Annotated in this window: 14 protein-coding genes; 2 read left to right on the forward strand and 12 right to left on the reverse strand. The window is 32.1% G+C overall.

Annotated features, from left to right (window positions below; all coding sequences use genetic code 11):
• Nucleotides 1-19 precede the first annotated feature (19 nt).
• The 4 genes from HNQ03_RS05570 to HNQ03_RS05585 form a co-directional block, all read right to left on the reverse strand.
• On the reverse strand, nt 20-1,150 hold the full coding sequence (locus tag HNQ03_RS05570; protein WP_173778683.1) for an NAD(P)/FAD-dependent oxidoreductase: 1,131 nt from the start codon (nt 1,148-1,150) through the stop codon (nt 20-22).
• Nucleotides 1,151-1,413: 263 nt separating this feature from the next.
• On the reverse strand, nt 1,414-2,601 hold the full coding sequence (locus HNQ03_RS05575; protein ID WP_173778684.1) for a vWA domain-containing protein: 1,188 nt from the start codon (nt 2,599-2,601) through the stop codon (nt 1,414-1,416).
• Between the two features lie 160 nt (nt 2,602-2,761).
• The gene (locus HNQ03_RS05580) at nt 2,762-4,354 is read right to left on the reverse strand and encodes a DUF4139 domain-containing protein (RefSeq protein ID WP_173778685.1); all 1,593 of its coding nucleotides are present in this window, start codon (nt 4,352-4,354) and stop codon (nt 2,762-2,764) included.
• A 97-nt stretch (nt 4,355-4,451) separates the two neighbouring features.
• A complete protein-coding gene (locus HNQ03_RS05585; RefSeq protein WP_173778686.1) occupies nt 4,452-5,387 on the reverse strand; it encodes an SIMPL domain-containing protein in 936 nt (311 codons plus the stop codon).
• Between the two features lie 206 nt (nt 5,388-5,593).
• Here HNQ03_RS05585 and HNQ03_RS05590 point away from each other — a divergent pair, with 206 nt between their 5' ends.
• Entirely contained in the window at nt 5,594-7,291 is a 1,698-nt protein-coding gene (locus tag HNQ03_RS05590) for a histidine kinase (protein ID WP_317170345.1), read from the forward strand.
• A 203-nt stretch (nt 7,292-7,494) separates the two neighbouring features.
• Nucleotides 7,495-8,229, forward strand: coding sequence for a LytR/AlgR family response regulator transcription factor (locus tag HNQ03_RS05595; protein ID WP_173778687.1), 735 nt, complete (start codon nt 7,495-7,497; stop codon nt 8,227-8,229).
• Between the two features lie 282 nt (nt 8,230-8,511).
• On the opposite strand, the gene HNQ03_RS05600 is transcribed toward HNQ03_RS05595, so the two are convergent.
• The 8 genes from HNQ03_RS05600 to HNQ03_RS05635 all read right to left on the reverse strand — a co-directional run bounded on the left by HNQ03_RS05600 (nt 8,512) and on the right by HNQ03_RS05635 (nt 17,912).
• A complete protein-coding gene (locus HNQ03_RS05600; RefSeq protein ID WP_173778688.1) occupies nt 8,512-8,805 on the reverse strand; it encodes a virulence protein in 294 nt (97 codons plus the stop codon).
• Nucleotides 8,805-8,981: a hypothetical protein gene (locus HNQ03_RS05605; protein ID WP_173778689.1), complete on the reverse strand. Its 177-nt coding sequence runs from the start codon at nt 8,979-8,981 to the stop codon at nt 8,805-8,807. Before HNQ03_RS05605 ends, HNQ03_RS05600 begins: the two co-directional genes overlap by 1 nt.
• An 89-nt stretch (nt 8,982-9,070) precedes the next feature.
• Nucleotides 9,071-10,978, reverse strand: coding sequence for an acetate--CoA ligase (gene acs, locus HNQ03_RS05610; RefSeq protein WP_173778690.1), 1,908 nt, complete (start codon nt 10,976-10,978; stop codon nt 9,071-9,073).
• Between the two features lie 207 nt (nt 10,979-11,185).
• Nucleotides 11,186-12,307: a PDDEXK nuclease domain-containing protein gene (locus HNQ03_RS05615; protein WP_173778691.1), complete on the reverse strand. Its 1,122-nt coding sequence runs from the start codon at nt 12,305-12,307 to the stop codon at nt 11,186-11,188.
• A gap of 144 nt (nt 12,308-12,451) precedes the next feature.
• Complete coding sequence (locus tag HNQ03_RS05620; protein ID WP_173778692.1) at nt 12,452-14,344, reverse strand: AMP-binding protein; 1,893 nt, start codon at nt 14,342-14,344, stop codon at nt 12,452-12,454.
• 6 nt (nt 14,345-14,350) lie between these two features.
• On the reverse strand, nt 14,351-14,713 hold the full coding sequence (locus HNQ03_RS05625; RefSeq protein WP_173778693.1) for a response regulator transcription factor: 363 nt from the start codon (nt 14,711-14,713) through the stop codon (nt 14,351-14,353).
• Complete coding sequence (locus HNQ03_RS05630; protein ID WP_173778694.1) at nt 14,710-17,412, reverse strand: ATP-binding protein; 2,703 nt, start codon at nt 17,410-17,412, stop codon at nt 14,710-14,712. The genes HNQ03_RS05625 and HNQ03_RS05630 overlap by 4 nt, the downstream gene beginning before the upstream one ends.
• Before the next feature lie 272 nt (nt 17,413-17,684).
• Nucleotides 17,685-17,912 (reverse strand): DUF6814 family protein, encoded by a 228-nt coding sequence (locus tag HNQ03_RS05635; RefSeq protein WP_173778695.1) that lies wholly within the window; start codon nt 17,910-17,912, stop codon nt 17,685-17,687.
• Between the last annotated feature and the right edge of the window lie 17 nt (nt 17,913-17,929).

Below are 17,929 nucleotides of genomic sequence, written 5' to 3' on the forward strand. Positions count from 1 at the left end.
TTCATTTTAAACTTTGAGTTTAAAGTATTTCTTTGCCATGTGTTTTTTTGATAATAAATGGAAGTAAAAATGGAAGATACGTAATGCTTTTGGTTAAGATTTCAGAAAGTGTAGCATTTTCAAAAGTTTTTCCTAAAATTCGACCAAATTGCAGCCTGCTTTTGAAGTTTTTGTCCCAATTTTTAGCATAGTTTTTTTCCATTTCAGTTCGGGTGATTTCATTTATTAAAAGTTTTGCAACTTCTTCTGATGCCAATTTTGCGCTGTGAATTGCCATTGCCATTCCGTTTCCGCAGAGTGGATGAATTAAACCCGCGGTATCGCCGATCATTAAAATATGGTTTTCTACGTTTTCCTTTTCATCAAAACAGATTTGACTAATCGTTAATGGTCTTTCAAAAATTATTTCAGAATTTTCTAAAATTTCTTTTAAATATGGATTTTTAGAAAGTAATTTTTGCTGAAATTCATCAATGTTTTTATACTTTTTAAATGATTTATAATCCGTTAAATAACAAATATTAATCCTATCATTTTCTACTTTCGAAACTCCACAATAACCACCTTGAAAATTGTGTAATCCAACCAAATCATCAGCGAAATTTCCTTTGTAATGTGCTTTTACTCCAAGCCAAGGCGATTTTTTTGTGATGAAATTCCGTTTCAATTCAACATCTAAATTAGATCTTTTTCCGAAACTTCCGAGAACTATTTTAGATTTTAAAAGTTTACCGTTGGATAATTGTACTTCAAAAATTTCATCTTTAAAATGAACCTCATTTGCTTGCTCTTGCAGAATCTTGCAGTTTTGAGAAAGCGCTTTTTTGTACAATTCAAAATCTAAAGTATAACGACTGATGCCAAAACCGCCCAATGGAAGTTTGGTTTTTATCATTTTCCCAGATTCTGAACTGAAGTGAAAATCGGTGATGTGTGTTGGTTTTAGTGATTCTATATCTAAATTTAACCAAGAAAAATAGGGTAAAACTTCATTAGAAATGTATTCACCACAAACTTTGTGTTTCGGATAAGAATTTTTTTCTACTACAATGACGCTAAAACCCAATTTTGACAAATGTATAGCAGAAGTAAGTCCGGCTAAACCTCCACCAATGATTATTATTTGGGCATCAAGATTTTTGTTTGTCAAATTTTTATTTTGAAAACCAAAGTTAATGTTTAAGTACTAAAATTCACTACAAAGTTTTTTGAAATATTGCAGATTTTTTTTAACACATAAGTTGAATTAGTGTGTTTATAAAGTAAACATTAGGGCAAATTAGTTTATAATTTCCGTCGTAAATCTTAATAACCTTAATCGCTTAACAAAATCTTAATTGTAAATTTCTCTCCTTTTTAAAGAAAAAAACCTCGCATTTCTGCAAGGTTAATGTGGTTTGATTTAAAGAATTTCTACAAAGTATATCCTTTTTTAGAGCCAATTTCTAAGATAGATTTTTCTATGGCTTTTCCTAAATCATCGCTTTCAGAATTTCCACGTTTTTTAAGTTCTGCATCAATGAATGTTTGTCTTTTTACCGCCAATTCTGAAATTTGTTTTTGTAAGCTAGATCTCTCTTTGCTGTTTTTATCTACTATTTTAGCAATTTCTGCTTTGGTTTTTCCTTGTAATTCTGCGGGAAGTTCTTCGTTTTTAATTTCTCCTAAAAAATCTTTGTCGCTTTCTGCTTTGTCCACCATATCCCAAGATTCGTTTTTGTATGCAGCAGATTTTGTTTTTGCAACCGATCTTTCTACAGCATTTGCTTTAGACATTGATGCTGCATTTTGATCTTGTACTGCTTGCATTCTTTTTTTCTCCATTCCTTGGCTTCCGTAACTGATGTATGTTTCGTTTAATTTCACGTTGCAATCGGAAATTTTATCATCGTACGGAGTTGCAATAAACACTACTTTTTGGTTAGAATCTATGTTGAAATATTTTCCAAGACCTTGTGTCGCTCCATCTTGCCAGAAAGTTCGGATTCCTTCTTCTCTGTTTCCGCAGAATATAGTATTGATGAAAATATTTTTCTTTTTCGCATCTGCAATTGCTTCTTTATAATTAATTCCTTGCTGATCGAAGGCTTCATTTCCTGCGATATAAACCAATTTCATGCTTTTGTCAGAATTATTCCATTCTAATTGTGATGTAGCATCTTTAATTACTGCACCACAATATTCGGTTCCGCCATTGGTTTTTAAGGCGAATAATTTTTCAGAGATTAAATCTAAATCTTGCGTTAAAGGTGTTACTTTTCGTATCCAATTTTTGTCCGAAATTCCATCGTTTCCATATTCGTACAAGGCGATTTCTATTTTTGGTGCTTTTCCGTTGTATTTCAAAGTGGTCAAAGTATTTACAATGTTCCAAAGTCGAGATTTCGCTTGATCGATCAAACCGTCCATAGAACTGGAAGTGTCTAATAAAATAGCAACTTGAATGGTGTTTTCCGCTAAATTATTTGCAGAAATTGGATTTTCAATTTTTGGTTCTACAGAATTTCGATGGTTTATTTCTGTTTTATTTCCCAATTTTACTGATGCAAAAGCAAGAACTGTACTTGCTAAAATTCCTGTGATTAAAAAGTTCTTTTTCATAATGTTTTATTTTAAGTTGTTGTTTATTTAGTCCGAAGTCCGAAGTCAGAGGTTTTAAGTATGTAGAAATTGTTTTGGGTTTATTTGATTTTAATTCTCAATTTTATCTTTTAGTCTTCCATCTTCCATCTTCGGTCTTCGGTCTTCCAACTTCCGACTTCTACCTTTGATAATACCTAATCTGCATTTCTTTCGGATATTTTACTTCGTAAGAAAGATCAATTTTTTCGGTTGCCCCACTCGAAATGTTTCTGGACCAAAGAATACTTCCTGTTTTCTCGTCTAAAACTCCGTTGCCAATTTCTAAAGATTTCACCGATATTTTTGAATTTTCGCTGATTGGAAGTTGATCCAAAATCTCTAATTCTATGGTTTCTTTCGTATTATTTCTGATGCTTGTTTGGAAAGTTTCGGTTTCCCATTTGTTAGAATTCAGGATTTTCTGCGAAGTTTTATCTTCAACTTTAATTCTTTTCACCACAATTCTTTCATCAACTCCTAAAGAAATTGGGAATTCATCTTTTACATAATTGCTTGTAATATTGGTTTTGCCGATGTAATTTTCCTCAAAATAAATATTCGCTTCTCCAGAAATCAAGTTCAAATTTTGCCAGTTTTTCACAAATGCCATCAAGAAAACTTGATTATTTATTTTCGGAACAACGTGATATTTGTAGGTTGCATCCACAGTTTTCTTGTCCAGAATTACGTATTGTTCCTTTTCTTGGCTCATGATATTTTGCTTGTAATTCAGCTCATACAAAACATTCATTTGATTATCTGAAACCGTCGCTACAGGAATTTGAACTGGTGCTGCATCTTGTCGCATTTGATAAGAATTAGATTCCATTGAAACAGATTTTTCTGCGTAACCTTTTTTTACTTCATCATAATTATGAGCCGTATATTCTGCAACATAAAGTGGTGATAAAATTGGGCGATTTTGGTTATAAGTTGGTTTGTAGGTAGAAACAAATAATTTTATATTGGTCCAATCTTGTCCTGTTTTTTGATAAATTTTTCCTTTATAAATTATTTCTAGAGGTTTTTTGGTAGAAATTGCTTTCAAATCATAAGATGGAACCCAACCTGCGTTTGCAACAATGTAGCTTACACCTAAATCAAAATTCATGTCATTTTCGGCAAGAATTTCTAAAATCAATTCTTTTTTATTCAAATTTTTATTGGTTTGCTCTTCTGCCAATTGTTTGTTGAATTTTGATACATTTTCATTTAAAGCAGACTTTTCTTCATTCAGCAAATAGAGTTGGTTTTCTATTTCCAGCATTCTTTTTCCATAAAATTCAGTGAGTTTTATCAATTGTTCTTGCGGTGTAGATTTATCATTGGTAGAAATTTTTAGATTATCATTAATGATGTTTTTTTCGCCAGAAAGAGCATTAATTTTAATATTTAAAAGATTGATTAACCTCTGATTTTTCTTGAGTTCAACATCCAATTTTTTTTCCACTTCAGACAATTCATTTGCTTTCAAATAATTATTAAAAGGCGTGATAGAAAGTAGAGTAGTGTTCTTTTCTAAATTGATTTTGTAGGTGTTTTCATCTAAATCATTAGGAAGATTGATGATTTTCACCAGGTTTCTGCCTTTTTTTAAATTCACTTGAGTGTTTCCAAAAACTTTGGCGCCTTGCAAAAAAACGGTGGCTTGTTTTACGGTGATTTCTTTTTTAATTTCTTGTGCATTTAAGAATGAAAAAGAGAGGATTAGGATGAAGAAATAGGATTTCATTGTAGAAGTATTTGTTGATTTCTGTAGTAAAACTATCAAAATAATGGCCCCGAAATTTCCAAACTTGGTGAATCGGGGTTTTCACTTGGTGAATGGTTTATTTTGGAATATTGAATGATTTTAAATCGCCATTAGAATTCATTATTAAATATTCTTTCTTGTTGGTCTGCACTTTTTTAATCTTCATTTTCACCTCGTACATTATCTGAATGACGGGTTCTAAAACGACAGGATTTAGTACAAAATCAAAATCTTTATCGAAAATAGGTTGATAATAAATGGTTGAATTTTTTGAAACCTGATTGATATTCGAGGAACGAACAAGATCGAGCGAAGAACTGTTGTACGCTTCATAAGATTTGTACATTTCCACCGGTAGTTTGGTGATGAAACCATCGGAAAATGTTTTATCTTCGTTTATAAAAGTTTGAGCAGCAATAGTTTCGTAACTTTTTACTTTTTCTGCAAGCATCGTTTTTGCTTTGGCTGAAACTTCTTTTTTTATGTCGTCTAATTTTGTGGAATAATAATCTACGCGAACCAAATCGTAAATTTCATTTTCTGCAAGATTTTTTATAAAACCATCTAATTGTTGCGCATTAGAAAATTTAATATGAATGTTTTTTTTAATTTCAAAACCTTTTGGAATTTCGTTGTAGGTTCTTTTACTAAACAATTTTCTCACGGTTTCGTAATCGTAAACTGGCACAAACGAAATCATATCTGTAAAAATTTCCACGTTTTTTTGAAGTTTAATCTGTTTTAAAGATTCAGAAATTCTCTCATCTATAATTTGATTGGCTTCAGTTTGCGTTTTTCCCGTTTGCGTAACGCTGAAAATAGCAACAAATTGGTCTGCTTTTACATTGGCCATTCCTTTCACGTTGATGTAAATTTCGCCATCTCTTGGTGGACTTACAACGACTGCATTTTGCGAAAAATCGTTAATTGTTCTGTAATTTATATTACCAGAAACTTGAGAATAGCAAATTGTATTAATGCTTAAAAGTGCGATGAATGTTAGCGATTTCATAATATTTTTGTTTAATGATGAAGCAAATTTAGGATTATGAAGCAGCGATTTTTGGCAAACTTGGTGAATCTCGCTTTTCACTTGGTGAAGCGTATTTGATAGACAATTTATATATCTATCTTTGTATTGTGAAAATTTTTAAAAATTATTTCCTGATTTTCCTTTTGTCTTTTGGTGGAATTTTTTCTGCGCAAAATTCAAATGTAGTGTCTGAAATTAAAAGCCAATCCAATCAATTAGAAAATGCCATCAAAAACAATGATGTAAAAAAACAAGCGGAAATTTATATTTCGATTGCAGATACTTATTTTAATCAAAGCAACTTTTCTAAAAGCGAAGAGAATTTAAATAAAGCAAAAAATATTTACGAAAAAACTAAAGATAAAAATGGTTTAGCCACTGTTTCCAGAAAATTAGCGCAAACCCAAGAAAGCCAAAATAAAACCAAAAGTGCTGCCGCAAATTATGAAAAAGCGGCAAGTTTTAGCAAATCTAAAAAGCAAGAAATTACAAACAGAAACGATTATTCTCGGGTTGCTTCAAAATCTTTGGAAGCGAAGGAAAAAGCCGTTCAAGGAAATATAATTTTGAATGATGAATCTTCTAATTCTGATGAATTGGCTAAAGATTATTCTAACCTCGCAGAAATTAATGTTCAACAAAAAAACATTCCGAAAGCTGCAGAAAACCTGAATAATGCCTACGAAATTTCTAAAACTTCGCAACCAAGTCAAGCCATTGTTATCAACCAAAAAATGACGGATTTATATGTAGATAATAAAAATTTTGATAAAGCAATTGAGGTTAAAAAACAAGTTTTAAAAGAAGATTTTGTAAAAGGAAATTCTGAAGAAAATGTAAATCAAATTCAAGAATTGGCAGATATTTATTTACAAAAAAATGATGTGAATGAAGCGATCAAATTATTTAAAAATGCGTATCAAATTTCGTTGGAAAAAGGCCACACTTTGGAAGCCCAAAAATCTGTAGAAAAACTCGATAGTTTATACCAATCTGCGGGAAATACTACAGAATCAATGCTTTTATATAGAGATTTCTTGGCAAAATTGCCCAATCTGGTTCAAAACGATCGAGGTTTAGTGGATTCAAAAATTTTGGAAGAAACGGAAAATAAGATTGCTCTTCTAGAAAAGGAAAAGCAATTGAAAGATGAACTCATTCGGAAGAAAAATATCTTTAATTATGCATTAATTGCTGCGTTGCTTTTACTTTCTGGCTTGGTATTTTTCATTTTTAAAACCTTGAAGAAAGTGCAGATTAAAAACAAAAAAATCGCCTTGCAATCTCTGCGAAGAGAAATGAATCCGCATTTTATTTTTAATAGTTTAAATTCTGTTAATCAATTTATTGCAACCAATAATGAATTGGAAGCGAACCAATATTTAACCAAATTTTCAAAATTAATGCGTGGCGTGATGGAAAATTCTACGGAAGATTTCATTCCTTTTTCGCAAGAATTAGATTTATTGACCAATTATCTTTCCCTTGAAAAAACACGTTTCACTGATAAATTTGAGTTTGAAATTACGGTAAATGAAAATTTGAATCAGCAAAATTTGTTGATTCCAGGAATGAAGATTCAACCCTTTTTAGAAAATGCAATTTGGCACGGATTGCGGTATAGAACCGAAAAAGGTTTTCTGAAACTAAATTTTGAAAAAGAAATAGATACTTTAAAAATCACTATCGAAGATAATGGAATTGGCATTGAAGAAAGTAAAAAACAAAAAACTGAACACCAAAAAAATCGAGAAGGACGCGGAATGAAAAATACTTTGGAACGTATAAAACTGCTGAATGATTTGTATAAAAGAAATATCATTTGTGAGGTAAAAGATTCTGAGAATGGTGTTTTGGTGGAATTGAAAATGAATTTAGAATAAAACAATAGATTTTTATTTTCAATTGGCGACCAATGTTTTTTTTTTATCAGCAAAATATCCGTGTAAATCTGTGAAATCTGTGCGGAAAATTTGCCCACAGATCTCACAGATTTGCACAGATGTTATTAAATAATTTAGATAATTTTGTCCTCTATGGGTTTAAAACTTTGAACATTTAACCACAAACCTCGAATTTCAAGTATATGAAAATATCAGCAGTAATAATAGACGACGAAAAGATTGCAAGAGAAGTTCTGCGGAATTATCTCACCAAATATTGTCCGCAAGTTGAGATTTTGGGGGAAGCAGAAAACATCAAAGAAGCCATTCCTTTAATCGCAGAAAAACGACCTCAATTGGTGTTTTTGGATGTAGAAATGCCTTTCGGAAATGCTTTTGATGTGCTAGAAGCAACGAGTGAATTTTCTTATGAAACGATCTTTATCACAGCGTTTTCCGAGTATTCTTTGCAAGCATTAAATAAATCTGCGAGTTATTATATTTTGAAACCGATTGACATTCAAGAATTAATTTTGGCGGTGAATAAAGTTGTAGAAAGTGTAGAGAAGAAGGAAAGTTTTAATCGCAATAAAATTCTATTAGAAAATCTCAAATTACAACCAGAAAAACAGCAACTCATTTTGCCCACTTTACAAGGTTTTGATGTGGTGAAAACGGAAGATATTGTTCGGCTACAAGCAGATGGAAATTTCACTCAAGTTTATTTAATTGACGGTACAAAAAAAATGGTTTGTCGCTTTCTGAAACATTTCGATGATTTGTTAGAAAAGCCTTTTGTGCGGGTTCATCGTTCGCATATTGTGAATACAACTTTTGTAAAATCTTATCATAAGAACGGCGAAATTCTTTTACAAGATGGTGCAGAAATAGAAGTTTCTGCGAGTTATAAAGATGGATTTTTGGGGCTTTTTAAATGAAACTTTTACCATTAAGAATGATGAAGGGATTAAGAGAATTCAGTTTCATTTTATTTCTAACACATAAGTTAAATTTTAGACTATTAAACAGAATATAAGCGCACATTAGTTTTTAATTTCCGTGTGAAATCTTAATGACCTTAATTTCTTAACCAAATTTTAATGGTGAAATTCCATTTATTTAAAAAAAAACCTCACATTTCTGCAAGGTTTCAATATGTATTTTGAAATTCTTAAATCTTATATTTCCTTTATTTCAGGAATCATTAGCCTTAAAAACACCTATAAATTAGTTGCTTTTCTTTTTGCTCTCGCTGTGAAATTACTCCAATCTTCGGTTTTAAAAGCCCTTAAATCTCTTACAGAATTAGCAAACCATTCTTTGTCTGTGAGTGCATCTATTGCATCTACTAAATTTGCCAAATCGTTAAGATCACTTAAATAAACACTTCCTTGAGTTCTAAAGAAATTAAAACCTTCCAAAATATTACTTATTTCATAATATGCATTATTGTAAGGTTCTCCATAGTATTTTTTAAGGTCAGAAACCATCATGTCAAAACTGATTGCGTACATTAGTTTAAGGTTTTAAAATACTTTTCTTCTCCAAAAAATATTCTTCCGACACTATCCTTAATGGCAATTTCAATTCCTAAAAATGGATTGTTTCTAATTTTAATAATCAAACCTTCAATCCATTCTCCTAAACCTGTTAGTTCGGGGGATACTTTTACTTTTTCACCTGTTTTCATTATCAAATTATTAATTGAGTAAAATTACAAAAAACAAATTAAATAATAAAAAGACGTTGAAGGTTTGAATATATTTTTAAAGTAATATTTTAAATCTTTTCATTCTTAATTTCCTCTACTATTTCAGGATTTAACAAAGTAGAAGTGTCCCCGAAATTAGAGAAATCGCCTTCTGCAATTTTTCGCAAAATTCTTCTCATAATCTTTCCAGATCGGGTTTTTGGTAAGGCAGAAACAAACTGTATTTTATCCAATTTCGCAATTGGTCCTACGGTTTCAGAAATTACGTTGTTGATTTCTTTTCTTAAATTATCCCGATCACGATCTTCGCCACTGTCTTTTAAAATTACATAACCATATAAAGCACTCCCTTTCACATCATGCGGATAGCCAACAATTGCGGATTCTGCAACAGCTGGATGTAGATTTACACTGTCTTCAATCGGTGCAGTTCCCAAATTATGTCCAGAAACGATAATGACATCATCCACTCTTCCTGTAATTCTGTAATAGCCAACTTCGTCTCTCAAAGCACCATCACCCGTGAAATATTTCCCTGGAAATGCTGTGAAATAGGTTTCTTTGTATCTTTGATGATCGCCCCAAATGGTACGTGCAATTCCTGGCCAAGGAAAACGGATGCATAAATTACCATCTACCTGATTTCCAGTAATTTCATTTCTTTTATCATCCATCAAAACGGGTTGAATTCCGGGTAATGGTAATGTGGCATAAGTTGGTTTTGTAGGCGTTACAAATGGCAATGGCGAAATCATAATTCCTCCAGTTTCGGTTTGCCACCAAGTATCTACAATTGGGCATTTTTTCTTCCCAACATGATCGTTGTACCAATGCCATGCTTCATCATTAATAGGTTCTCCAACAGATCCTATGACTCTTAAACTAGATAAATCGTGTTTTTCTACCCATTCATAAGATTCTTTCGCCAATGAACGAATAGCAGTTGGTGCCGTATAAAATTGCGTAATTTTATGTTTTTCTACCACTTCCCAAAAACGATCTGGCTCTGGATAAGTGGGAACACCTTCAAAAATAACCGTTGTTGCACCATTTGCAAGTGGACCATACAAAATATAGGAATGACCGGTAATCCAACCAATATCTGCGGTACACCAATAGATGTCGTTTTCTTTATAATTAAAAACATTTTTAAAAGTATAAGCCGTATAAACCATGTAACCTGCCGTTGTATGCAGCATTCCTTTCGGTTTTCCTGTAGAACCGGAAGTGTATAAAATGAACAAGGGATCTTCTGCATCCATCACCACGGAAATAAAATCTGCAGGTGCTTTTTCGTAAAGAGGTTCTAACCAAATATCTCGGCCTTCTTTCATTTTTACCTCGCCGCCAGTTCTTTTTACTACCAAAACTTTTTCTACAGTTGGGCATTTTTCCACAGCATCATCTATAATTACTTTTAGATTAATTGCCTTCGTACCCCGAAAACTTCCATCCGAGCAGATGATCAATTTAGCTTCGCAATCATTTACACGGGATTGAACTGCATTAGCAGAAAATCCTGCGAAAATTACAGAGTGAACTGCGCCCAATCTTGCACAAGCCAACATTGTAATAGCCAATTCTGGTATCATTGGCAGATAAATACAGACTCTATCGCCTTTTTCTACGCCAAGATCTCGCAGTACGTTTGCAGTTTTACAAACACGAGAATGCAATTCGCTGTAAGAAATATGTTGGGCTTCCTCTTTCGGGTCGTTGGGTTCAAAGATAATGGCCGTTTTCTCGCCGCGTTGGCTTAAATGTCTATCTATACAATTTTTGGTAATGTTTAGTTTTGCATTTTTAAACCATTTTATTTTGGCTTCTTGCATGTCATATTCTACCACTTTGTTCCATCTTTGGTACCATACAAAATTTTCATCGGCAATTTGGTCCCAGAATTTTTTCGGGTTTTTGATGGATTTTTTGTACTGTTTGAAGTAATCTGGAAGGTCGTGAATCTCGTAATTTTTCATAGTATTTTTTTCGTTGTTAATATTTTATTTTAGAGCCGGGAACCTGCTTTCCGTTTCAATCTGCCATTGCGAGAACGGAAGTTATCCGTTGAATTTTCTCGCACGCAATGTCAGGATTTCCACTTCAATCAGGGCTAGTTACGACTCGTTTTCTTTTGAATATTTTCGTTTTTAATAAGTACACTTTCTATTTTCATAATTAAATTTTTAATCTAACAATTTTTTAAGAGTTTTTGCATCTGGTAATGCTTTTTGCAATTCTGGCGGTAATTTTTCAGAAGTTTTATAAGTAGAAACTCCCATTGGTTTGCTAAAATCTCTAAAACTATATTCTACTTTTCTATCGTCTTTTTCTTTGCAAAGAATAATACCGATTGACGGATTTTCGTGTGGCTGCTTTACCAAATCATCTAGTGCAGAAAGATAAAAATTCATCTTGCCAATATATTCAGGTTTAAATTTTCCTTTTTTTAGTTCAAAAGCAACCAGTGATTGTAATCCTCGATGAAAAAATAGCAAATCTACAAAGTACTCATCATCAGATACTTTCAATCGGTATTGATTTCCCATAAAAGTAAAGTCGTTTCCTAAAGCCATCAAAAATTTTTTAATATTCAGGATAATTTTTTGTTCTAAAATTCGCTCGTCTATATCGTCATCTGCATCTTCCACATTTACAAAATCCAATAAATATTGGTCTTTAAAAGTATTTATTGCTCTTTTTGATAAATTATTAGGCATTGACTTTTCAAAATTATTGGGCAATTTGTGATTTTGCAAATGGCTTTTATTTTTCAATTCGTTTCTCAGATGAGCAACCGTCCAAAAATTGCCTGCTGTATTTTTAATGTAATACCAGCAATATTCTTCATTTTTAATAGCAGATATAATTTCAAAATGATGGGTGAATGAAATTGAATAAAAGGCGTTTATATTTTCTTCATCTTTCATTTGGTTCGTTAGTAACGAACCGATTCTATTTACCTCATTTTCAATTATTTCTGTTTTATTTTCCAATCGGTTCGTCGGTAACGATCCAATTACAATAGAGGTATTCCAACGCTTATAAAATTGCCTCATTTTTTTTAGATTAGAAGCCGAAAAACCTCTTAAACCAGGTAGTTCTTGCTGCAATCTTGCTGAAACCATTTCTAAAACTTTTGCACCCCAATTTTCTATTTGAGCTTGTTCTTCAACAGATTTTCCAATAGAATAGTACAATTTCAAAGATTCTGCATTTGCAATTTTAGCCACAACATATCTGCTCGATAAAATTTGCTGTTTTATCTGCTTTATAAAATCGACTGAAATAGTTTGGTCTTTGTTCATAATTTTTTAGAGATTATTGTTTCAGTTTTACTTCTATTATTTTTTGTTAGGCTTATTATATTTGAACTTTTTGGAAATTCCGAACTGTTGAAGCAATATCTGTTTTTATCTATTTCTATTCTCAATTTTCATAAAATCGACCAATTACAATTTATACTCATCCATTTTCACCTGCAATTCTTCTACAATACTTTCATCATCAATTGTTGATGGCATTTGATAGTCTTTTCCATCAAGCATTGTTCGGATGAGTTTTCTTAGGATTTTTCCAGAACGTGTTTTTGGTAATCGATTCACTACCATTGCGTTTTTCATACTTGCAACCGCACCAATTTTTTCTCGAATTAAAAGTACGATCTCTTTTTCCAAAACTTTTTCATCAATCTTAGAACCAGATTTTAGCACCGCAATTGCAAAAGGAACTTGACCTTTCAAATCGTCATCAATCCCAACTACACAACATTCAGCCACTTCTTTGTGGCCAGAAACTACCTCTTCCATTTCTGAGGTAGAAAGCCGGTGTCCCGCAACATTAATCACGTCATCAACTCTTCCCGTTACGAAAACGTAGCCATCTTCATCTTTTATTGCGCCATCTCCAGAAAAGTAATATCCTGGAAATCTAGATAAATATCCAAATTTAAAACGTTCTGGATCGCCCCAAATTCCCATCATCGCTCCTGGTGCCAATGGAAGTTTGATCACCAAATATCCTTCATGATGAGATTCTAATTCATAACCTTCTTCGCTGAAAATTTTAATATCATATCCTGGAATTGGTTTTCCTGCGGATGCTCTTTTTATTTTAACATCCTCAATTCCAGGCATCAATCCTAACATTGGCGAGCCAGATTCCGTTTGCCACCAATGATCTATTGCAGGAACGCCCACAAATTCATCATACCAATCCAGCGTTGCAACATCGCATCTTTCACCTGCCAAAAACTGAGTTCTTAAAGATGATAAATCGTATTTCTTTACAAAATTTCCATCGGGATCTTCTTTTTTAATGGCTCTAATCGCTGTTGGTGCCGTAAACATTACAGAAACTTTATGCTCTTCTATTACTCGCCAAAAAGTTCCCGCATCTGGTGTACCAATAGGTTTTCCTTCAAAAATTATCGTTGTATTTCTATTAATTAAAGGTCCGTAAACCGAGTAACTATGTCCAACTGCCCAACCAATATCGGAAGCTGCCCAAAATGTTTCGCCTTCTTTTGCACCGTAAATATTTTGCATAGAAAATTTCATTGCAACAGCATGTCCACCATTATCACGAACAACACCTTTCGGTTTTCCTGTGGTTCCAGAAGTGTATAATATATACAGTGGATGTGTAGATTTTACAGAAACACAATCCGTTGGTTCAGATTCTGTCATTAGTTTTTCGAAATCTACCAAAGTGGGATCACTTTTAAAATCAACACGATTTCCGAGCAGTTTTCTATCAAATGCAATAATGTGATTGGGTTGATGTTCCGACATTGTAATGGCTTCTTTCACGAAAGGTAAATACGGAATTCTACGCGAAACTTCCATACCAGAACTTGCGGTGATGATTGCTTTTGGTTGACAATCATCTATTCTAATTGCTAATTCTTGTGGTGCAAAACCTCCAAATACCACAGAATGCGTAACGCCTAATCTTGCACAAGCCAACATTGCAAAAACCGATTCTGGAATCATAGGCATATAAATTATGGCGGTATCTCCAGTTTCTAAACCCAATTTTTTTAAACCACCGGCAAATTTTGAAACGTGTTCTAAAACTTGATTGTAAGTATATTTAAAAATTCTATTGGTAACTGGTGAATCATAAATAATTGCGATTTGATCTCCAAATCCGTCTTTTACATGTTTGTCTACCGCGAGAAAACAGGTGTTGAGTTCGCCATCTGCAAACCAAGTGGGGTAATTTACGCCATCATTGGTTAATATTTGCGTTGGTTTTTTGAACCATTCAATTTGCTCTGCCTGTTCTGCCCAAAAATTTTCTTTTTGAGCGATACTTTCCGTAAACATTTCCTTTGCTTTCATGATGTTTTATTTTAAAAGTTCTTCAACTCGTTCTGTTAATTTTTTAATTGAGTAAGGTTTTGTAATATAATCGTCTGCACCCAGATCTAAACCCTTTTTTATGTTTGCTTCACCAGTTTTTGCAGAAAGAAAAATGACTTTTGTTTTCGATAAATTTTCATTCTTTTTAATTTCAGAAAGTGTGGTGTATCCATCAATATTCGGCATCATAATATCTAGCAAAATTATATCTGGAATTTCTGTCTTTAGCAATTCCAAAACTTCGGAACCGTCTCTTGCGATAAAAACTTCATAACCGGCTTTTTTAAAAGCATATTCTAAAGTCATGATGATTTTGTGTTCGTCGTCTGCAATTAGTATTTTTTTCATATCTCATCTATATTTTTGTCCTCTGCAATTTCTACAGATTCGTTATTTTTAATGGGTAAATACATATCAAATGTTACTCCTGTTTCATTGTTTTTTACTTTGATATTTCCTTTTTGGGCAATCATTATTTTTTTGCAAATGGCTAAACCTAAACCACTGCCGATTGGTTTTCTGAGGTTTTGATTTTTAGATTGATAGAATTTATCAAAAATATAATCTATATCTTCGTCAGGAATGGTTTTTCCTGTATTAAAAATAGAAATTTTCAATTCTTCATTTACTACCATAAATTTTGTCTGAACCATTCCATTTTCATTGGTGAATTTTAAGGCATTGCCGAGAATATTTTGAAAAACTTGTATCATTCTTTGTTCATCAAATTTGAAAATTTCATTATTTAAAAGTTGGACTTCAGAATGGTGAAGACTTCTTTTGTCGAATAGATGAAGTAATGGTTTTAAAGCTTTTTGAAAGGTTTCTACAATATTATTTTCTTTAATATGAAGTTGCATTGCACCCGTTTCCAATTTATCTAAGTACAAAATATCATTGATGATTTCATTCAAACGATCAGATTCTGAAATGATGTTTTCCAAAAATTCTTTCTTTATTTCTGCCGGCATATCTTCATCATCCAAAAGAATTTCGCCAGTAGCGCGAATGGCGGTAATTGGTGTACGAAGTTCGTGCGCTACACTATCTAAAAATTCGTCCTTTTGCTGGTCTTTTTCAATTAAATTTATGTTTGCATTTTGTAAATCACCCGATAATTTTAACAATTGATCAGATTTCTCGCTCAATTGTTTGTTGATGGATATGTTTTCTTTAGATTCTTCCAAAATTTTCAATACTTCGGGTAAAGAAATTTTGTCTTCTTTGGTTACGCTTTCAATCAAAATTTTTGCAGAAGCAGTACCGATTCTTCCACTCAAAAGATTTTCTGAAAATTTTATAAATCGGGAATCTGCAGTGTTGTTTTCAGTATTAATTTTATATTTTAAATTAAAAATTTTCAATGCTTGTTCGGTCTTTTTTTGTCCAAGAAAACGAACCAAAATCTTTTGAATATCTGAGATGTAAGCTCGTCCTTTCCAGATGTAGGCGTTTTCATGGTTTTGGATATAATCATTGATGTCTACATAAATTTCCGCATAATTTCTTTCTCTATAATTGGAAACAGTGGTGGCAGAAATTAATGTAAATAGAAGTGCATTTACCAAAATACTCCAGAAAAAAATCTGAGAAATGATAGACAAATATGGAATATGAAAGAAGTTGAAAAAAGTATTATTAAACAATAAACTCTCATCAAAATTTTCGGAAAAACTTGGTGATATCAATCCAAAATAACAAATAATGACACCAACTATAATTCCTGAAATTGCACCGTAATAATTGCCGCGACGCCAGAAAATTGCGCCAAAAAATGAAGGTGCTAATTGTGAAATAAGAACAAACGAAACCAAGCCAATACTGTATAAACTTTTGCCCAAAATCATATATTTATAAAAAATAAAACTGATAATGATGAGCGAAAAAATAGCTATTTTTCTAATGTTTACAATATTTTTGGTATTGTTGGTTTCTGTATTTATTTTAAATTTTTCTAACCAACCATAGGGAATAATAATATTGTTGGAAAGCATAATAGACAGCGAAATACTAGAGATAATAATCATAGAAATACTAGCACTTAATCCTCCAAAAAATACCATCATCGCAATCAATTTATTTCCGAATTTCAGGGGAATAAGTATGGAATATAATTCTGCGTTTACGTTTTCATTTAAAAATAATATTTTTCCTCCCCACGCTATTGGAAATACAAAAAAATTGAATATTAAAAGATATAGGGGAAATAACCAAATTGCAGTTTTTAGATGTTTTTCTTTTCTGTTTTCTATAATTGTTGTGTGAAACTGACGTGGCAATAGAAAAATAGCAGACATAGAAAGCATGGAAAGTAGAAACCAATTGAAGCCACCTTCTAAACCATTAATGGTATTTTTTGCCGCAAAATCTGGTAGTTTTTCTGCTTGTTTGTATAAATCTTCAAACCCATTGAAAACGCCATATACCACAAAAATTCCGAGGATAATGAAGAAAATTAATTTTAAGAAACTTTCTACAGCAACAGCAGAAATTATTCCTAATCTTTTTTCAGAAGCATCTACGTATTTTGTGCCGTAATATGAGGAAAATAGAGCGATGATTAATACTACATAAGTTGCAGAATCGTATAAGACATTGTTTACATTGCTGGTATTTGTAATTAAATGAAAAGTTTCTGAAATAGCTTTGATCTGCAAACCGATATACGGGATAATTGCAAAGATGCAAACCAGTGCAATGATTGCGCTTAAAGACCGACTATTTCCATATCTTAAAGAAATAAAATCTGCAATACTGCTTATTTTATGAACTCTAGAAATGCGGATAATTTTTGAATTGATGTAGATCCAAGATGGAATAATGATGATGGGACCAATATAGATGGTCATATATTCTAAACCCTGATTTGCAGCCACTCCGATGCTTCCATAATACGTCCAAGCAGAGCAATATACTGCTAAAGAGAGCGAATATACGTAGGGATTATTCAGCCAGAAACCACTATTTTTCTTCTCTGCATAATAGGCAATAAAGAAAAGCAGTCCGAGATAAAGAATAACCAGAGAAAAGAGTAAATAACTATTCATCAAATTTTTTGAAAATAATAAATGACATTAGGCTAGAACTTCCCCATACTATAAATAAATAAGCATAAATTAAAGGGAAACCAAAAGCTTTTTGAGAACTGTTGAAAAGCAATAAGATGGGTGCATTAAATAAAATAAATAATGCAATACTTAAAATAACTAATTTTTGCTGATGTCGCTTTTTCATTAATAAAGAAGAGATTAATTTAATTGAAAAAATTTCAGGGATTTTGAAGCCCCTGAAATTTAATATATCATTGAAAAATCAAATTTTACATGTTTTCTTCGGCATATTCTCCTTTCAAAGAATACCATCCGAAGATACCCAATCCACCAACAATAATTGGTAAAAGGATAAAGGTATAAATAATTGCGGGAATTAAATCCTCCGTTTTGCCTGTTTTAAATTTAGGGATAGACTGTTCTTGAAGCAGATAATAACCTGCAAAAAGTGCCATCAAAATCCAAACTATTCCTAAAATTTTCTTTATAGTATCCATAATATTTAAATTTAATA

Source organism: Frigoriflavimonas asaccharolytica, from assembly GCF_013294015.1.
Classification (GTDB): Bacteria; Bacteroidota; Bacteroidia; order Flavobacteriales; family Weeksellaceae; genus Frigoriflavimonas; species Frigoriflavimonas asaccharolytica.